Origin of the sequence: Sediminicoccus sp. KRV36 (genome assembly GCF_023243115.1) — a bacterium.
Taxonomy (GTDB): Bacteria; Pseudomonadota; Alphaproteobacteria; order Acetobacterales; family Acetobacteraceae; genus Roseococcus.
Genome location: NZ_CP085081.1, coordinates 3,872,538 through 3,891,103, shown reverse-complemented (window position 1 = coordinate 3,891,103; position 18,566 = coordinate 3,872,538). Strand labels below are relative to the sequence as shown.

Annotated in this window: 17 protein-coding genes; 12 read left to right on the top strand and 5 right to left on the bottom strand. The window is 68.9% G+C overall.

What is annotated here, in order from left to right; translation table 11 throughout:
- Positions 1–168 precede the first annotated feature (168 nt).
- Genes LHU95_RS18400 through LHU95_RS18385 form a run of 4 tightly spaced genes read left to right on the top strand, consistent with a single transcriptional unit; the run spans position 169 to position 4,465 of the window.
- Complete coding sequence (locus tag LHU95_RS18400; protein ID WP_248708406.1) at positions 169–1,653, top strand: heparinase II/III-family protein; 1,485 nt, start codon at positions 169–171, stop codon at positions 1,651–1,653.
- Positions 1,654–1,666: 13 nt separating this feature from the next.
- Positions 1,667–2,653: a hypothetical protein gene (locus tag LHU95_RS18395; protein WP_248708405.1), complete on the top strand. Its 987-nt coding sequence runs from the start codon at positions 1,667–1,669 to the stop codon at positions 2,651–2,653.
- The gene (locus tag LHU95_RS18390; RefSeq protein WP_248708404.1) at positions 2,647–3,867 is read left to right on the top strand and encodes an O-antigen ligase family protein; all 1,221 of its coding nucleotides are present in this window, start codon (positions 2,647–2,649) and stop codon (positions 3,865–3,867) included. Before LHU95_RS18395 ends, LHU95_RS18390 begins: the two co-directional genes overlap by 7 nt.
- The gene (locus LHU95_RS18385; RefSeq protein WP_248708403.1) at positions 3,860–4,465 is read left to right on the top strand and encodes a sugar transferase; all 606 of its coding nucleotides are present in this window, start codon (positions 3,860–3,862) and stop codon (positions 4,463–4,465) included. The genes LHU95_RS18390 and LHU95_RS18385 overlap by 8 nt, the downstream gene beginning before the upstream one ends.
- Here the strand turns inward: LHU95_RS18385 and dnaQ are convergent.
- The 5 genes from dnaQ to LHU95_RS18360 all read right to left on the bottom strand — a co-directional run bounded on the left by dnaQ (position 4,431) and on the right by LHU95_RS18360 (position 7,916).
- Positions 4,431–5,099 (bottom strand): DNA polymerase III subunit epsilon, encoded by a 669-nt coding sequence (gene dnaQ, locus LHU95_RS18380; protein ID WP_248708402.1) that lies wholly within the window; start codon positions 5,097–5,099, stop codon positions 4,431–4,433. The genes LHU95_RS18385 and dnaQ overlap by 35 nt on opposite strands.
- Positions 5,100–5,198: 99 nt before the next feature.
- Entirely contained in the window at positions 5,199–5,783 is a 585-nt protein-coding gene (gene coaE / locus LHU95_RS18375) for a dephospho-CoA kinase (RefSeq protein WP_248708401.1), read from the bottom strand.
- A gap of 10 nt (positions 5,784–5,793) precedes the next feature.
- Entirely contained in the window at positions 5,794–6,615 is an 822-nt protein-coding gene (locus LHU95_RS18370; RefSeq protein ID WP_248708400.1) for a shikimate dehydrogenase, read from the bottom strand.
- Positions 6,616–6,629: 14 nt separating this feature from the next.
- A complete protein-coding gene (locus tag LHU95_RS18365; protein WP_248708399.1) occupies positions 6,630–7,058 on the bottom strand; it encodes a PaaI family thioesterase in 429 nt (142 codons plus the stop codon).
- 108 nt (positions 7,059–7,166) lie between these two features.
- Complete coding sequence (locus LHU95_RS18360; protein WP_248708398.1) at positions 7,167–7,916, bottom strand: class I SAM-dependent methyltransferase; 750 nt, start codon at positions 7,914–7,916, stop codon at positions 7,167–7,169.
- 66 nt (positions 7,917–7,982) lie between these two features.
- On the opposite strand from LHU95_RS18360, the gene mutM reads away from it, so the two are divergent.
- From mutM to LHU95_RS18320, 8 genes are all read left to right on the top strand, one after another.
- Positions 7,983–8,879 (top strand): bifunctional DNA-formamidopyrimidine glycosylase/DNA-(apurinic or apyrimidinic site) lyase, encoded by an 897-nt coding sequence (gene mutM, locus LHU95_RS18355; protein ID WP_248711587.1) that lies wholly within the window; start codon positions 7,983–7,985, stop codon positions 8,877–8,879.
- Between the two features lie 195 nt (positions 8,880–9,074).
- Entirely contained in the window at positions 9,075–9,851 is a 777-nt protein-coding gene (locus tag LHU95_RS18350) for an enoyl-CoA hydratase (protein WP_248708397.1), read from the top strand.
- A gap of 117 nt (positions 9,852–9,968) precedes the next feature.
- The gene (gene rpsT / locus LHU95_RS18345) at positions 9,969–10,244 is read left to right on the top strand and encodes a 30S ribosomal protein S20 (protein ID WP_248708396.1); all 276 of its coding nucleotides are present in this window, start codon (positions 9,969–9,971) and stop codon (positions 10,242–10,244) included.
- A gap of 344 nt (positions 10,245–10,588) precedes the next feature.
- A complete protein-coding gene (gene dnaA, locus LHU95_RS18340) occupies positions 10,589–12,007 on the top strand; it encodes a chromosomal replication initiator protein DnaA (protein ID WP_248708395.1) in 1,419 nt (472 codons plus the stop codon).
- Between the two features lie 234 nt (positions 12,008–12,241).
- Complete coding sequence (gene dnaN / locus LHU95_RS18335; protein WP_248708394.1) at positions 12,242–13,369, top strand: DNA polymerase III subunit beta; 1,128 nt, start codon at positions 12,242–12,244, stop codon at positions 13,367–13,369.
- Between the two features lie 213 nt (positions 13,370–13,582).
- Positions 13,583–14,716 carry a DNA replication/repair protein RecF gene (recF, locus tag LHU95_RS18330; RefSeq protein ID WP_248708393.1) on the top strand — a complete coding sequence of 378 codons (1,134 nt, stop codon included), beginning with the start codon at positions 13,583–13,585 and terminating at the stop codon, positions 14,714–14,716.
- A gap of 45 nt (positions 14,717–14,761) precedes the next feature.
- Positions 14,762–17,209, top strand: coding sequence for a DNA topoisomerase (ATP-hydrolyzing) subunit B (gene gyrB / locus LHU95_RS18325; protein ID WP_248708392.1), 2,448 nt, complete (start codon positions 14,762–14,764; stop codon positions 17,207–17,209).
- Entirely contained in the window at positions 17,209–18,540 is a 1,332-nt protein-coding gene (locus tag LHU95_RS18320; protein WP_248708391.1) for a cyclopropane-fatty-acyl-phospholipid synthase family protein, read from the top strand. Before gyrB ends, LHU95_RS18320 begins: the two co-directional genes overlap by 1 nt.
- Positions 18,541–18,566: the final 26 nt, after the last annotated feature.

Sequence of the window (18,566 nt, the reverse complement as noted above, 5' to 3'; positions counted from 1 at the left end):
CATTAACCTTTGCCTGTGGTGGTAGCTTCTGCTCGATTTCGCGCGTGTAATGCAACCATGCGGCGAATAAACCCCATCTCGTCAAGCCTCTGGATTGCAAAAATTGACGCAGCTCGCCGTTTAGGGCTTCGGCCGGTGGCGTTTGCCCTTCTGGGGCGTGGTCCCTGGATGCCCCTCTGGCTGCGCTGGCGGCTCAGGGATGGCGTGCCGCCCGGGGTGCTGCGGCCGATGGCGGGCGCTGATCTGCGCCCGCTGTGGGAGGCGAATCGCTGGGCGGAGCTGCCGCGCCTGGCGCTGAAGGGCCAGGCGCGCGAGATCGGCCCCTGGCTGGACGCGTGGCTGGCCGCCCATCCGCCTTACCGGGGCGCCCATTGGGGCTGCGGCCAGGAGGCGGCGTTGCGGGCGCTGCACCTGGCTCTTGCTTGCGCTCTGGGCGGCCTGGCCCCGCCGCGCGCGGTGATGCAGGTGCTGGCGCGGCGCATCGGCGCCAACCCGGCCTATGCCCTGGCGCAGGACAATAATCACCCGGTCAGCGAGGCGGCGGGGCTCCTGGTCTGTGGCCTGGCCCTGGATGATCCGCGCCTGGCCGCGCGCGGCGCCCGCCGGCTGGATGCCGCCATCGCGCGGCTGGTGGCGGAGGATGGCAGCTTCGCCCAGGCCAGCCCCGCCTATCATCGCCTGCTGCTGGATGTGGTGGCCTCAGCCGAATGTCTCCGCCAGCGGGGCGGTGGGCCGCCGGCCGCCCCGCTCACCCTGGCGCGGATGGCGGCGGCGACGCGCTGGCTGCATCGGCTGGCCTGCCCGCAGACCGGGCTTTTGCCGCGCATCGGCCATCAGGATGGCTCGCATGTCGCGGATCTCTCCGGGGCGGGGCCGGATGATGCGCGCGCCAGCCTGGAGCGCGCCGCCCGGCTGTTCTGCGGCGCCTCGGCCGGCTGGCCTGATGATGCGGGTTGTGCGGCGCTTGGCCTTGCCCGGCCCCAGGTGGTCCTGGGGGGCGTGGTCCTGGGGGAGGTGGCGGATTGGCGCGGCGCCGGCCTGCTGGGCCGCCGCTTCGGCCCCTTCCGCGCCATTCTGCGCACCGGGCCGCTGCGGTTCCGCCCTGGCCATGCGGATCTGCTGCACCTCGATCTCTGGCGGGGCGGGGTGAACCTGCTGCGCGATGGCGGCACCGGCGCCTACAACCCGGAAAATCCGGACTGGGTGCCGTATTTCCAGGGGGCCGCCGCGCACAACACCGTGGAATTCGATGGCGAGGACCAGATGCCGCGCCTCGGCCCCTTCCTGTTCCATCACTGGCCCGAAACGGGGGCGCTGCCCGAGGGCGGCTGGTGGCGCGATCATCGCGGCCGCTGCCACGCCCGCGAATTGCGCGGCTTGCCCACGGGGTTCAGCGTCGAGGACCGCATCTCCGGCCCCTTCCGCCGGGCGGTGCTGCGCTGGCGCCTCGCACCCGGCGCATGGCAACTGACCGCGGATGGGGTCCTGGGCGGGCTGATGCGGCTGCGTGTCCGCGCCGATGGCCCTTTCACCCTCCGCCTCTGCGAGGGGCAGGAGAGCCTGGCCTATGGCGCCGTATCGCCGCTTCCAGCGCTAGAAATATCCCTGGGCAAAGAAATTTCGCGTATTTCGACGAAAATCGAGCCGATCTAATCGCATAGGTTGCATGCTGCCGATTCGTGCATCCATCCTGGCCGCCTTGGATGGAGCCTGCATGGCGCTTGAGGAGTTGCTCAGACGGTTGTGGCGGCAGCGCGGGGGCATTCTGCTCTCCTGCGCGGTGCTCTTTGCCCTGGCGGCGACCCTGGTCTGGACCTGGCCGCGCAGCTTCGTCGCCACCGCCATCGTGGCGCCTTCGGAGACGACGGGCATTGCCACCTCCTCACTGCTGACGCCATCGCCCTTCTTGCAGCCCTCGCTGCTGGATCAGCGGCCGGGCGGGAATTTCGCGGTCTATCTGGCGGCGCTGCGCGCCCCCGAGGCCGCGGCCGCCCTGGCGCGGGACACGCCCTTGCTGGCGCAGATCGCGGAGCGCCGCAGCACTCTCCCGCTCGGCCCGGTGCGGCGCCTGCTCGGGCTGCGCATCCTGGCCGATACGGATGACGCGCTGGATTTCCTGGAGCGGAACTTCGCCGCGACACCCTCGCTGACTTCGGTCACCTGGACGCTCGAGCTGGTCCATCGGGACCGCGCCTCGGCGCTGGACATGCTGCAGAGGCTGCATGGCCTGGCCGAGACCCGCGTGCGGGAAACGCTGGCCGAGCTGGCCGGGCGGCGCATCGAGGCGCTGGAGGCGCGCCTCAGGATCGAGCCTGATCTGTTCCTGCGCAACAGCCTGTTCGAATTGCTGGCGCAGCAGCAGCGCGCGGCGCTGGTGGTGGCGGCGGATGAGGCGGCGGCGGCGCGGCTGGTCTCCGTGCCCATGGTGGAAATCCGCCCCTCGGTCCCCAACCGGCCGCTGCTGCTGGTGCTGCTGGCGATCGTCATCCCGGGGGCTGTCCTGCTCTGCGTCACCTGCCGGATTCTGCTGCGGCGCGAGGCAGCGGACTGGCCCGCGCCCATGCCCTGGCTTGAGGCGCCTGCGCCCCGCCCGGCCAACCCGCGCGTCGAGCCGGTCCTGGCCCGCAGCCCGACGGGCGATGGCGCGTGCTGAGCCGCAACCAGATTCTGGCGCCCCCGGTCTTTGCGTCCCTGGCCGGCCTCACTGGCGCCATGCTGCATTTCGCCGGTGCGTTGAAATCCACCCAGGCGGTGGCGGCGCTGCCCTTCGACATCACGCTGCTCGCGCTGCTTGTGCTGCTGGGGCTGCTGCCGCTGCTGCTGCTCGGCCGGGGCTGGTGGCTTTCGGCGGGGCTCGGTCCGCCGCTCGCCGCATGCGGCCTGTTCTGGGCCTGGTGGGTGCTGGCTGCGGCCTGGAGCCCCTGGAGCGCCGGCGTGGCCGACCGCCTGCCGGAGGTGGTGCTGGCCGGGCCGCTCATGCTGGCGATGGGCTTGCTGATCGGCGCGGAGCCGGCCGCGCGCCGGGTGTTCGCCGCCGCCGCGATCTGGCTGGGTGTCTTTGTCGCGGCCTCCATCGCCTGGGGGCTGGCCACGGATGCGGTGGTGCTGGGCGGGCAGGTGGGGGCCGATCCCGCGCGGGTGCGGGTGCAATACCAGGTGGCCGGCCTGGCGATTGCCTGCGCCGCCGGCCTCGCCGCCTTGCGGGCGACGTCGGCGCGGGGGTGGCGGCTGCTGTTCTGGCTGAGCGTCCTGCTGGGGCTGGGCGTGGGCGTGCTGCTGCCCGGCGGGCGGGCCGCCTTCCTGGCGCTGGCCGCGACGGTGGCCCTGGCCCCCGCCTTGCGCTGGGTGTTGCAAGGCCGCCTGCTGCCCGCGCTGGCCTGGCTTGGCTTCGTGGCGCTGGGCGGCCTGGCGGGCCTCGGCCTGCTGCTGCTCGACCCCGAGCGGGCGGACAAGCTGGCGACGCTGGAGCGGCTGTTTCGCCCGCAGGGCGGCGCCGATTCCGCGCGCGAAATCCTGTGGGCCGAGGCCTGGCGCCTCGGTGGCGTGGCGGGGCTCGGGCCGGGCGGCTTTCCACCGGCGATCGGCGTTGGTCAGGATCGCGGCCTGCATCCGCACAACCACGCGGTCGAGGCGCTGGTGGAGGGCGGTGCGGTCGGGCTGCTGCTCTGGTGCGCGGGGTTTGGCGGGGCCGTTCTGTTCACCCTCGCGCGCATGCGGCGCGTGGCGCCGGAGCGGGCCGCGATGATCGCCGCCCTCACCTTGCCGATCGCGATGACGGCCATGGTCTCGACCGATCTGGGCAACCGGATGGTGTGGTTCGCACTCGGCCTTGCCCTCTCCCTGGGGCTGGAGGCGCGCGATGTATGAGCGCTGGGGCAAGCGCGGCTTCGACGTGGTGGCCGCCGCCCTGCTGCTGCTGGCCACCCTGCCGCTGCTGCTGGGCACCGCGCTGCTGGTGGCGCTGATGCTGGGCCGGCCGGTGCTGTTTCACCAATGCCGCGCCGGGCGGGGCGGCGTGACGTTCCGGCTGGTCAAGTTCCGCAGCATGCGCACGGGCACCGCGCCCGATGCCGCGCGGCTGACGCGCTTCGGCCGGGCGATCCGGGCGCTGGCGCTGGATGAATTGCCGCAGCTCTGGCTGGTGCTGCGCGGCGAGATGTCGCTGGTCGGGCCACGGCCGCTGCCACCGGGCTACACGCCGTTCTACACGGCGCGCGAGGCGACGCGGTTGGCCCTGCGCCCCGGCCTTTGCGGCCTGGCCCAGGCCGCGGGCCGCAATGCGGTGCCCTGGGCGCAAAGGCTGGAATGGGATGCGCGCTATGTGACGCGCATCACCCTCCTGGGCGATGTGGCGATCATGCTGCGCTGCCTGTGGGTCGTGCTGCGCGGCCAGGGCGTGCATGCGGCGGGTGAGGCGACGATGCCGCCGCTCACTTCGTCCAGAGCGGGTCCTTCACCTTCGTGAGGAAGCTGGCAAAGGCCTCCTCCTGCGCGGGCGTGGGGGCCATGGGGCGCGGCGTGCGCGGGGCGCGCGCCTCGCGCAGGATGTTCTGCACCACGGGGGCGGAGCCCAGCGTCAGCCCCGGCTGCCGGCCGCCGCGCAATTCGAGATAGACCTCGGCCAGCAGCTTCACATCCAGCAGCGCGTTGTGGGTGGTGCGCTGGGACAGATCTATGGCGAAGCGGCGGCACAGCGCGTCCAGGCTGTTCTGCGCGCCGGGAAAGGCGAGGCGCGCGAGGGCGAGGCTGTCCACCATCCGCGCGGGATTGAGCGGCGGGCGCTTGGCGCGAAACAGCTCGGCATCGAGATGCTTGAAATCGAAGGGCGCGTTATGCGCCACGATGGGCGAATCGCCGAGGAACTCCAGCATGGCCGCCGCCACATCCGGGAAGCGCGGCTTGCCCTCCAGATCGGCGCGGGTGAAGCCGTGCACGCGCGTCGCCTCAGGCGGCACATCGCGCTCGGGGTCCACCAGGGTGTGGAACACCTTGCCGGTGGGCATGAGGTTGATGATCTCGATGGCCGCGATCTCGATGACGCGGTGGCCTTCCAGCGGCTCGAAGCCGGTGGTTTCGGTGTCCAGGACGACTTCACGCATGGTTCGGTCCCGCTGTGCCCATCATGGGATTTGCTCTGCCGCGGCGCCGATGGGTGGCGGCGCCGGCAAGCCTGGTGTCCTGGCGGGCGCAACGCCGCGTCATGGCGCCAGCACCAGCCGCCGCACCCTGGCCTGCGCGTGATGCCGCGAGAGCCCGGTGCGGATCACCACATCCGCCCGGCGGCGCTTTTCGGCATCGGGCATCTGCCGGGCGCGGATGGCGGCGAGGCGCGCTTCGGTCATGCCGCCGCGGCGCAGCACGCGTGTGCGCTGCACGGCTGCGGGGGCCGAGACGACCAGGATCTTGTCGAATTCGCGCAGATCACGCCGCGTCTCGAAGAGCAGCGGAATATCCAGCACCACCAGCCGCGCGCCACGGCCGCGCCAGCGGGCCAGGAAGCGGGCCTGCGCCTCACGCACCAGCGGGTGGATGATGCGCTCCAGGCGCTTGAGCGCCTCCGGCTGGCCGAGCACGGCGCTGCGCAGGGCCTCACGATCGGTCGCGCCATCGCGCTCCGTGCCGGGGAATTCGCGCGCGATGGGGCGCACGGCACGGCCGCCCGGGGATTGCAGCGCGTGCACGGCGGCATCGGCGTCGAAGATCGGCACGCCGAGGCGGCGGAAGGCGCGGGCGGCGGTGGATTTGCCCATGCCGATGCTGCCGGTGAGGCCCCAGACTTTCATCAGTGGTTCTTCATCGGGGCGGGATATCGGCCGCGACGATGCGGCGCAGTTCGTCGTCCACCACGGGCGCCACGCCGAACCAGGCTTCGAAGCCGGGCCGCGCCTGGTGCAGCAGCATCCCCAGGCCGTCCACGCCAATGAGCCCGCGCGCGCGGGCGGCGGCGAGCAGGGGCGTTTCCAGCGGCGCATAGACGATATCGGCCACCAGCGCGTGATCGGGCAGGGCCGCCAGCTCCAGCGTGAGGGGCGGCTGGCCGGCCATGCCGAGGCTGGTGGTGTTCACGAGCAGGGCCGTGCCCTCCAGCGGGGGCGTGGCGCTGACATGGATGTTGCCGCCCAGCGCCAGCGCCAGCGCCTCCGCGCGTTCCGGCGTGCGGTTGACGAGGGTGAGATGCGGGCAACCCGCATCGAGCAACGCGGCCGCGATGGCGCGCGCCGCACCGCCGGCGCCGAGCAGCACGGCCGGGCCCCGGCGCGCGTCGTAATCCGGCAGTGAAGCGAGGAAGCCGAAGCCATCGGTGCAATCGCCGATGATGCGGCCTTCGCGGAAGATCAGCGTGTTCACGGCGCCGGCCCGATGCGCGCGCGGCAGCACCTCGTCACAGACGGCGAAGGCCGCTTCCTTGTGCGGGATGGTCACGTTCAGTCCGCGAAACCCGGCTGCGGCCAGGCCGCGAATGGCGAGCGCGAAGTTTGCCGGTTCGATGGCCAGCGGCACATAGGCGGCATCCAGCCCATGCCGGGCGATCCAGCTGCCATGCAGCAGCGGCGAGCGCGAATGCGCCACCGGCCAGCCCGCGACACCGGCCAGCATCGCGCGCCCCGTGAGCATCGGGCCGGCCCGCATCACGCGGTGAGTGAGGGAACCAGCGTCGCCTGCATCGCGGCGCAAAGGCTCTCCGAGCCATCTTCCGCGCGCATCCAGACCTCGGCGCGGGCCACGGTCAGCGTGCGGCCCAGCTTCAGCACCTCGGCGCGGGCGATGGCCAGCACGCCGCGCGCGGGGCGCAGGAAATTCACCTTGAGCTCGGCCGTCAGCACCTCCTGGCCGGGCGGCAGGAGGGAGAGGGTGGCGTAGCCGCAGGCATTATCGGCCAGCGTCGTCAGCACGCCGGCATGCAGGAAACCCTGCTGCTGCGTCATGGTCTTGCGGAAGGGCGCCTCGATGGTGCAGCGGCCGGGCGACACTTCGGCGATGCGCGCCTCGATCACGCGCATCAACCCTTGCTGGGCGAAGCTTGCCTCGATGCGGGCCTGGAGGTCTTTTTGCGCCATGTCAGGCTCCGATCGTCGAAGGGCGCAGCCCGAAGGCGTGAATCGGCGCGTTTGTGTCCGCTCCGATCGTCGAAGGGCGCAGCCCGAAGCGGTCCATCGGTGCCATCGTTACAGCCTCCAGCCGGTGTGGATGGCGACGATGCCGCCCGAAAGATTACGATGCTGCACCCGTTCCAGCCCCGCCGCGGCCATCATGCCGGCGAGGGTCGCCTGGTCGGGGAACATGCGGATGCTCTCGGCCAGGTAGCGGTAGCTCTCCGCATCCTGGGCGATGCGGCCGCCAATGGCCGGCAGCGCCTTGAAGGACCAGGCGTCATAGAGCGGCGCGAGGGCGGCCACCTCCAGGCGCGAGAATTCCAGGCAATGGAAGCGCCCGCCCGGGCGGAGCACGCGGCGCACCTCGCGCAGCACCGCGTCCTTGTCGGTGCAGTTGCGCAGGCCGAAGGCCATGCTGACCTTCTCGACGCTCGCATCGGGCAGGGGGATGTGTTCGGCATCGGTGCACAGGAAGCTCAAGCCCCGCGCCAGCCCCTTCTGCAAGGCGCGCGACTGGCCGACGCGCAGCATCTCGGCATTGATGTCCGAGCAGATGACGCGCCCGGCGCCGCGTTCCAGCGCCAGGAAGCTGATATCACCGGTGCCGCCGGCGAGGTCGAGCAGGGTTTCGCCCGGCCGGGGCTGGATGGCGTTGACGAAGATGCGCTTCCAGGCCCGGTGCAGGCCGAGGGACATCAGGTCATTCATCACGTCGTAGCGGGGGGCGACGCTGTCGAACACCTCGCGCACCAGGCCGGCCTTCTCCTCGGCGGGGACGCTGCGGAAGCCGAAATCGGCGGTGGTCTCGGGGCGGTCGGTCATGGCTTTGGGTATAGCGGCCCTTCCGCGAATCTGCCATGCGGTCGAGCCGAGAAAGAGGAGGCCGCCATCCCCGAATTGCCCGAGGTCGAGACGGTGATGCGCGGCCTGGCCGCCGTGCTGGAGGGCCAGGTGATCCGCCACGCCGAAACCCGGCGCGCAGGGCTGCGCTGGCCCTTCCCGCCTGATCTGGTGGCGACGCTGACCGGCGCGCGGGTCGAGGGGTTCCGGCGGCGCGGCAAATACATGCTGATGCGCCTCGCAGGGCGGGACAGTGTGCTGATCCATCTGGGCATGTCCGGCCGGATGGTGGCGCGGCACCGCGATGCGGCCGTGGTGGCGCGCATGGGCCCGCAGGGCATTGCGAGCGACGCCCGCGGCCACAACCAGCCGCCCGAGCTGCATGAGCATCTGATGCTGGAAACCGAGGGCGGCTGGCGCGTCGGCTTTGTGGACCCCCGCCGCTTCGGCAGCGTAGACCTGATCCCGCGCGATGCCGAGGAGAGCCACCGCCTGCTGGCCGGCATCGGCCCGGAGCCCTTGGAGCCCGGCTTCACGGTGGAGGTGCTGGAGGCCGCACTCGCGGGCAAGATCACGCCGATCAAGGCGGCGCTGCTGGACCAGAAGGTGGTGGCGGGCCTCGGCAATATCTATGTGAGCGAGGCGCTGTATCGCGCCGGCATCTCGCCCCGGCGGCTGGCGGCCACCATTCCGGGGGCACGGGCGCAACGCCTGGTGCCCGCCATCACCTCGGTGCTGACCGAGGCCATCGCGGCCGGCGGGTCGAGCCTGCGGGATTATGTGCGGGCGGATGGGGAACTGGGCGTCTTCCAGGAGCGCTTCGACGTCTATGACCGGGCGGGCCAGCCCTGCGCGCGCTGCCCCGGCCTGCCGGGCTGCGCCGGGATCACCCGGCTTGTGCAGTCGGGCCGATCCACCTTCTACTGTGCCAGGCATCAGCGCTGACCCGCGTCCGATGACCGGAAGGCCACTTGGCCCGAAGGTCTGAATCGGCCGCGCAAGACTTACCAGCGTCCGATGACCGGCGGGCTGCTTGGCCCGAAGGTCTGAATCGGCCGCGCAAGAGTTACCCGCGTCCGATGACCGGCGGGCCACTTGGCCCGAAGGTCTGAATCGGCCGCTCGACAAAATGAGGACGCCATGGCCTACGAGATGATCCTGACCGAAACCCAAGGGGCGGTCGCCGTGATCCGGCTGAACCGGCCGCAGGCGCTGAACGCGCTGTGCGACCAGCTGATGGGCGAATTGGGCCAGGCGCTGGCCGGCTTCGACGCGGATCCCGCCATCGCCGCCATCATCCTGACGGGGAGCGAGAAAGCCTTCGCCGCCGGCGCCGACATCAAGGAGATGAAGGACCGCACCTACCCGGCCGTCTATTTCGAGGATTTCATCACCGCCCGCTGGGAAAGCGTCACCACCATCAAGAAGCCGGTGATCGCCGCCGTTTCGGGCTTCGCGCTGGGCGGCGGCTGCGAGCTGGCCATGATGTGCGACATGATCATTGCGGCCGAGAACGCCAAATTCGGCCAGCCCGAAATCAACCTCGGCATCATCCCCGGCGCGGGCGGCACGCAGCGGCTGACCCGCGCGGTGGGCAAGGCCAAGGCGATGGACCTGGTGCTGACCGGCCGCATGATGGACGCCGTCGAGGCAGAGCGCAGCGGCCTGGTGGCCCGCATCGTGCCGCTCGACCAGCTGATGGCGGAGGCGATGAAGGTGGCCGAGAAGATCGCGAGCCTCTCGGCACCCTCCGTCGCCATCGCGAAGGAGGCGGTAAACCGCGCCTTCGAGACGACGCTGGCCGAGGGCGTGCGCTTCGAGCGAAAGATCTTCTACTCGCTCTTCGCGACCGAGGATCAGAAGGAGGGGATGTCGGCCTTCGCCGAGAAGCGCAAGCCGGCTTTCCGCAACCGTTGAGCCGGGGCCCTCACCTCCTGTCTTGACGATCAGGGGGGAGGGGGCTTAGACCCTCCCCTCCGCGACGGTCTTGCCGTCCTTGTCGTCCACTCCAGCAGCGATCGCATCACACCGCCCATGGCCAACAATGCTTCCGCGCGCAAGCGCATCCGTCAGACCGAGAAGCGCACCGAGCGCAACCGCATGCGTCGCTCGCGCGTCCGCACCTTCCTGCGCAAGGTCGAACTCGCGATCGCGGGTGGGGACAAGGAGCAGGCCGCGGCCGCCTTCAAGAGCGCGCAGCCGGAAATGCAGGGCGCAGTGACGAAGGGCGTGCTGCACCGCAACACCGTGGCGCGCAAGCTGTCGCGCCTGTCGGCGCGGATCAAGGCGATCAACACCGCCACCGCGTAAAATAATACCCCAATACTGACAAGCAGAAGGGCTTCGCCTGGAGGTCAATTGACCTCCTGATGGCGGAGCTTTTTCTTGTGGCGCCTCGTCGTCACATTGCGGCTTGTTTGTCACACTCCGGGTTGTTTTTAACAAACCGGATGAAGTGGCGCTTCATGGCTGAGAGCATCTCAGGTTAAGCTTTGGTTCATGGTGACTGGCCCGGCCGGCGCCATCCGACGCTAAAGGGCTGTTTTCTCTCGGGAAGTAGGTTTGGGGCGCCCTCGCCCTCAAAATGACGCAACCGATATGCGGCCCGCCCCCCTTTTCGCGGTGGTGGACGCGTTGAGAGACTGAGGACAGGGATGGATCAGGATACGGGCGAGACCCCCACGCCCAACGCCGGAAAAATCGCCGCCTGCTGGGCCCGCGTTCGCACGCGCCTGCGTCAGGAGGTGGGTGACGTCGAATACCGCAACTGGCTGCGCCAGATGAGCCTCGCGGGCGTCGAGGGCGAGGCCCTGCTCGTCCATCTTCCCACGCGTTTCCTGCGCGACTGGGTGCGTGATCATTATGGCGACCGCCTGCGCATGCTCTGCCAGGCCGAGATGCCCGGCATCCGGCTCGTGGAACTGCGCGTCCAGGCGACCAGCCGCGCGGTGCAGCCTGTCCTGGAAGACGAGGTAGAGGAGGTTTCCTCCCTCGCGGAAAGCCTCGCGCCCACGCCGGCGCCCCTGGCCGAGCCCGTCCGCAATGACTGGCTGGTGCCGCTCGATCAGCGCTTCACCTTTGACAGTTTCGTCGTCGGCAAGCCCAATGAATTCGCCCATGCCTGCGCGCGCCGCGTGGCCGAGCGCCCGGCCCAGGCCGGCTTCAATCCGCTGTTTCTCTATGGCGGCGTGGGCCTCGGCAAGACGCATCTGATGCACGCCATCGCCTGGTCCCTGCGCGAGCAGGATCCGGGCCTTTCCGTCGCCTATATGTCGGCGGAAAAATTCATGTACCGCTTCATCGCGGCCCTGCGCAGCCACAACACCATGGAGTTCAAGACGCAGCTGCGTTCGGTCCATGTGCTGATGGTGGATGACCTGCAATTCCTGATCGGCAAGGACAACACTCAGGAGGAGTTCTTCCACACCTTCAACGCGCTGATTGACGCCGGCAAGCAGATCATCATCTCGGCCGACAAGGCGCCGAATGACCTCTCGGGCATCGAGGACCGGCTGCGCACGCGCCTCTCCGGCGGCATCGTCGCCGATCTGCACGCCACGACCTATGAGCTGCGCCTCTCCATCCTGCAGTCCAAGGCGAATATCTCGGGCGTCGAAGTCCCGCCCCGCGTGCAGGAGCTGCTGGCCCGCAAGATCGCCTCCAATGTGCGGGACCTGGAAGGCGCGCTGAACCGCATCGTGGCGCATGCCAAGCTGTTCGGCCGTCCGATCACGCTGGAAAGCGTGCCGGAGGTGCTCTCCGACATTCTGCGCGCGCATGACAAGCGGCTCTCGATTGACGACATCCAGCGCAAGGTGGCCGAGCACTACAATATCCGCCTGACGGAAATGGCCTCGGCCCGGCGCGCGCGCGCGGTGGCGCGGCCGCGGCAGGTGGCGATGTATCTGGCCAAGCAACTCACCTCGCGCTCCCTGCCCGAGATCGGGCGGCGCTTTGGCAACCGGGATCACACCACGGTGCTGCATGCGGTGAACAAGATCACCGAACTCATGGCTGAGGACCCGTCCTTTGCGGAGGATGTGACCTTGCTGCGGAAAATGCTCGAGATGTGAGGGGCTTTGCCCCTCACGCACCCCAGCAAGAACCTTAGGTTCCTGCACCTCCCTTAAATCACTGATCTACCAAACGAATGAAGGTCCAGGAAACGGGTTTCCTGGTGGGCGGGTGCGGTGGGGCAAAGCCCTCCCGCAAGCGCGCTTTGCCCCACCGCACTGCAATGCTACAGGAAACACGCCTTCGCGCGGCGAATCGCGCCTGCGCCTTCGGATAGCAAGGGACCGGGAGAGATGAAGTTCAGCGTCGAGCGCGCCATCCTGCTCAAGGCACTGGGCCACACGCAATCCGTGGTCGAGCGCCGGAACACCATTCCCATCCTGGCCAATATCCTGCTGGACGCGAAGGAAGGCACGCTGCGCCTGACCGCGACCGACATGGAGATCGCCATCGTCGAGGAAGTGCCCGGCGTGCAGGTCGCGCGCCCGGGCCGCACCACGGCACCGGCGCAGACCCTCTATGAAATCGTGCGCAAGCTGCCCGATGGCGCCACGGTCGAACTCGACCACAAGGGCGGCGATGCGCCACTGACACTGCGTGCCGGCCGCTTCAGCACCAGCCTGCCGGTGCTGCCGGTCGAGGATTTCCCCTCGATGACGGAGGGCGCCCTGCCGCACCAGTTCAAGCTGGAAGCGGCCAAGCTGCGCGGCATGATCGCCCGCACGCGCTTTGCCATTTCCACCGAGGAAACGCGCTACTACCTCAACGGCATCTATCTGCATGTGGCCGAGGATGCGGGCGGCAAGAAGCTGCGCGCGGCCGCGACGGATGGCCATCGCCTGGCGCGCGTGGAAACCGATGTCCCGGATGGTGCGGCGGCCATGCCGGGCGTCATCATCCCGCGCAAGACGGTGAATGAGCTCAACAAGCTCGCCGAGGAAACCCGCGACGAGATCGAGTTCCGCCTCTCGGACACCAAAATCAGCTTCCGCGTCGGCACCGTGACGCTGACCAGCAAGCTGATTGACGGCACCTTCCCCGATTACGAGCGCGTGATCCCGCGCAACAACGACAAGATCATGGAAGTCGGCACGCAGGCCTTCGCCAATGCCGTGGGGCGCGTGGCCGCCATTTCCAGCGAGCGTTCGCGCCCGGTGAAGCTCAGCATTTCCAGCGACAACCTCCTGCTCACCGCCTCCAGCGCCGAGCAGGGCGAAGCGCGCGAGGAACTGGATGAGGGCCTGGTCACCTATGCCTCCTCGCCCATCGAGATCGGCTTCCAGGCGCGCTACCTGAACGACATTACTGAACAGGTGGGCGAGACGCTGCGCTTCAAATTCTCCGACGGTAGTGCACCCACCGTGGTGCAGGACGCGGCGGATGATGATGCGCTCTACGTCCTCATGCCGATGCGGGTCTGACGGACCAGGGCCGGCGAGGGGCTCTGCCCCTCGCGCTCCCCGCCGAGGGCCCAGGCCCTCGGAACCCGTTTTGGTGGGGATGGCGGAGAGGGGCATGGCTGAACCGCTGACCCGACGCACGCTCCGCGCCCCTCTCCGCCATCCCCACAATTGGTTTCCAAAGGCCTTTCGGCCTTTGGTGGGGGGTGCGGGGGGCAAAGCCCCCTGCGGTCCATGCTCCGCCTGACCCGCCTGCGCCTGACGCGCTATCGCTCCTATGCCGCGGCGGAGCTGCGCTTTGGCGCGCCCATGGTGGTGTTCACCGGCCCCAATGGCGCGGGCAAGACCAATCTGCTGGAGGCGATCAGCCTGCTGGGCCCGGGGCGTGGCCTGCGCGGCGCGCGCATCAGCGAGGTGGCCGCGGGCGCCACCCCGCCCTGGAGCGTCTCCGGCCATTTCGACGATGGGCTGGGCGGTTTCGAAATCGGCACGGGCAGCCTGGAGGAGGGCAGCGCCGAGCGCCGGGCCTTCCGCCTCGACGGCGAGAAGATCCGGACCCAGGCCGATCTGGCCGAGCGTGTGGCCGCCGTCTGGATCACGCCGCAGATGGACCGCCTGTTTCAGGAAAGTGCTGGTGGCCGCCGCCGCTTCCTGGACCGTCTGGCCATGGCGCTGGAGCCGCATCTGGCGCGTGAGGTGACTGCCTATGAAGCGGCCATGGCCGGGCGCAACCGCCTGCTCTCCAAGGGCCGGGCCGAGGCCGCCTGGCTGGCCGGGCTGGAGGATGCGATGGCGCGGCACGGCATCGCCATCGCGGCCTCACGCCGGGCCTTGGTGGCGCGGCTGAACGCCGCGATGGAGGGTGGCGCGGCCGGTGCCTTCCCGGCCGCCATCCTGGCCCTGCAATGCCCTGCCGCGGCCCTGCTGGCGGAGATGCCGGCACTGGCCGCCGAGGACGCCCTGCGCGCCAGCTGGGCGGCCGCACGGGCCCGCGATGCGGCAGCAGGTGCGACGCTGGGCGGCCCGCACCGCGCGGACCTGCTGTTCACCCACGCGGCCAAGGCCATGCCGGCCGGGCTGTGCTCCACGGGCGAGCAGAAGGCGCTGCTGATCTCCACCGTGCTGGCCCATGCGGGCCTGATCGCGGCCGCGCGCGGCTTCGCCCCCCTGCTGCTGCTGGATGAGGTGGCGGCGCATCTGGATGAGGAGCGCCGCGCGGCCCTCTTTGACGCGCTGGCAGCACTGCCCGCGCAAAGCTTCCTGACGGGCACGGATGCCGGGGTTTTCACGCCTGTTGCAGACCAGGCCGAGCACTGGCGAATCACCCCTGGCGGTGCGCATCCGGCACCCCTGTCCCTGGGCGCGTAAAACTGGCATAAAGCCCAGGTCTTTCCGAAGGTTTTCCGATTCCCGATGAGCAGCGATTCCCCCAGCGGTGACGACCCCCTGAACCAGGTCTCCGATGCCGATTATACCGGCGCCTCGATCACTGTGCTGCGTGGCCTGGAAGCGGTGCGCAAGCGCCCCGGCATGTATATCGGCGACACCGATGACGGCTCGGGCCTGCACCACATGGCCTTCGAGATCATTGATAATTCCGTGGATGAAGCCCAGGCCGGCTACGCCAGCCGCGTGGATGTCGTGCTGAACGGCGATGGCAGCGTGACCGTGACCGATGACGGGCGTGGCATCCCCGTGGATATCCACGCCGAGGAAGGCGTCTCGGCGGCCGAGGTTGTGCTCACGCGGCTGCATGCGGGCGGCAAGTTCAACCAGAATTCCTACAAGGTCTCGGGCGGCTTGCACGGCGTGGGTGCCGCCGTGGTGAACGCGCTCAGCGAATGGATGGAAGTGCGCATCTGGCGCGGTGGGGTCGAGCATTTCATCCGCTTCGAGCATGGCGACACGGTGCAGCCGCTGATGATCGTGGGGCCAAGCCCGCATCACCAGGGCACGCAGGTGACGTTCAAGCCCTCGGCCGGCACCTTCACCCAGGTGGAGTATGATTTCCACATCCTGGAGCGCCGGCTGCGCGAACTGGCCTTCCTCAATTCGGGCCTCGCCATCACCATCCGCGATGACCGCCATGTGCCGGCGCAAACCGCCGAGTTCAAATTCGATGGCGGCCTCGTCGCCTTCGTCGAGTGGCTGGACAAGGGCAAGGACCCGATCTTCAAGCCGCCCATCAGCGTCATCGCCAAGGAAGGCGAGGGCATTCGCGTCGAGCTCGCGATGTGGTGGACCTCCTCGCCGCGTGAGGTGATGCTCTGCTTCACCAACAACATCCCGCAGCGCGATGGCGGCTCGCACCAGGCGGGCTTCCGCCAGGCGCTGACGCGCATCGTCTCCAAATACGCCGAGGATCTGGCGAAGAAGGAAAAGATCGAACTCGTCGGCGATGACATGCGCGAGGGGCTGACCTGCGTGCTCTCGGTCAAGGTGCCGGATCCGAAATTCAGCTCGCAGACCAAGGACAAGCTCGTATCCTCCGAGGTGCAGCCGGTGGTGCACATGGCTGTGGCCGATGCGCTCTCCCATTGGTTCGAGACGCATCCGAAGGAGGCGAAGCTCGTCCTCGACCAGGTCGTGCTGAGTGCCGTGGCGCGCAAGGCGGCGCAATTGGCGCGCGAGAAGGTGGGGCGCAAGAACGCGCTGGATATCTCGACGCTCCCCGGCAAGCTGGCCGATTGCCAGGAAAAGGACCCCGCCAAGAGCGAGATCTTCATCGTCGAGGGTGACAGCGCCGGTGGCTCCGCCAAGCAGGGGCGCAACCGCGCCAACCAGGCCATCCTGCCGCTCAAGGGCAAGATCCTGAATGTCGAGCGTGCCCGCATGGACAAGATGCTGGCCAGTGCCGAAATCGGCACGCTGATCACGGCCCTCGGCACCGGCATCGGCACGGGCGAGCCGGCACGGGGCGGATTTTCGGCCGACAAGCTGCGCTACCACAAGATCATCATCATGACGGATGCCGATGTGGATGGCAGCCACATCCGCACCCTGCTGCTGACCTTCTTCTTCCGGCAGATGCCTGAATTGATCGAGCGCGGGCATCTCTACATCGCCCAGCCGCCGCTCTACCGGGCCAAGCGCGGCAGCGATGAGCGCTACCTCAAGGATGACCGCGCGCTGGAGGATTACCTGATCGAGAAGGCGACCAGCAACGCGAAGATCACGCTGGCCGATGGCCGCGTCGCCGTGGAGGCCGAGCTGGCCGAGGTGGTGGAAAGTCTGCGGCAGACCACCTCGCGCATTCGCCGCCTCGCTGCCGGTGTTCCGGTGGAGATCGTGGAGCAGGCGGCCATGGCGGGCATCCTCACGCCCGACATGCAGCGCGCACTGGAAGGGGCGCAGGATTTCGTGGCGCGCCTCGATGCCATGGCGCCCCCTTCCGAGCGCGGCTGGAAGGCCAGCGTGGATGAGGCGGGCATCCACATGCACCGCATGGTGCGTGGCGTGGCCGAACGGCACACGCTCTCGGCCGCGGCGCTGCGCAGCACCGAGGCCCGCTGGCTGGATGAGCGGCGGGCGAAGCTGCGCGACGAATTCGAAGCCGGCGCCAAGCTGGCCTTTGACGGCAATGAGGCCGCGGTGCGCGGGCCACTCGCCGCGTTTGACCGCATCCTGGCGCAGGGCCGGCGCGGCCTCTCCTTCCAGCGCTTCAAGGGCCTGGGCGAGATGAACCCGGATCAGCTCTGGAAGACCACGCTGGACCCCGCCATCCGCACCTTGCTTCAGGTGCGGGTGAATGATGCCGAGGATGCGGAGAGCGTCTTCTCCACGCTGATGGGCGATGTGGTGGAGCCGCGCCGCGACTTCATCGTGGGCAATGCCCTCAAGGTTGCGAATCTGGACGTGTGATGACCCCGCCTGATTCCCGGATCGCGGCATTGCGGCGCGTGATCACCGATCTCGGCAGCAAGCTTGAGCTCGACCTCGCGGTGCGGCTTTGGGATGGCGAAGCGGTGCCACTGGGGCCGCGCTGGAGTGGCGACCTCGCACTGGCGATCAACGACCCGGCCGCCATCACGAAATTGCTGCGCAAGCCGCGCGCGGCCACGCTGTTCGATTTGATGGCCGAGGGCAGGATTGACCTGGAAGGCGGCAGCCTGCTGGCCTTCGCGGACCGCATCGGTACGCGCCGCACACGCGGCCTGCTGAAGCAGATCAACACATTCGCGGCGATCCGCGCTCTCCTGCCTTTTCTGTTCGGACCCGGCACGCCCGACCGCAAGCTTGAGGGCGCGAGCCACGCCTATGCGGGCGCGCAGACCGCGCGCTTCGAGGCGGGACGCGACGACACCTCGCTGATCCAGTTCCATTACGACCTCTCGAACGAATTCTACGCGCTCTTTCTCGACCCCGAGATGGTCTATACCTGCGCCTATTTCCCCCATGGCGACGACAGCATCGCCGAGGCGCAGCAGGCCAAGCTGGACATGATCTGCCGCAAGCTGCGGCTGCAGCCGGGTGACCGCATGCTGGACATTGGCTGCGGCTGGGGCGGCCTCATCTGCCACGCGGCGCAGCATTACGGCGCCCATGCGCATGGCGTGACGCTGAGCCAGGCGCAGTATGATTTCGCCATGGCGAAGGTGAAGCGCCTGGGCCTGGAGGACCGCGTCACCATCGAGCTGCGCGACTTCCGCAGCCTGGCGGGCATGGAGTTCGACAAGATCGCCTCGATCGGGATGTATGAGGCGATTGGCCTCGACAATCGCGAGGGATACTTTCGCCAGATCCGTTCGCTGCTGCGCCCGCGCGGGATCTATCTGCACCACGCCATCGCGCGCCCGATGAAAAAGAATGAGCGCGAATTCCGCAAGAAGCGGCCCGAATTCGCCGCACTGGTGAACTACATCTTCCCGGGTGGCGAACTGGACCACCTGGGTGGCAGCACGGATTCCATGGAGCGCAACGGCTTCGAAATCCACGATACGGAAAACTGGCGCGAGCATTACGGCCGCACCTGCCGTATCTGGACCGAGCGGCTCTACGCCAATCGCGCGGCGGCGGAGGCCGAGGTCGGTGCGGCCAAGACGCGCATCTGGCTGCTCTATCTGGCGGGCTGCGCCATCGCCTTCGAGCGAGGCACGGTCTGCATTTTCCAGACCGTTGCCACCAAGCGCACGCGCGGTCCATCGGGCTTACCGCTGACCCGCAGCGATCTCTATCCGATTCCGGCGGCCTGACCGGGCCGCTTCACCTTGTCTTAATC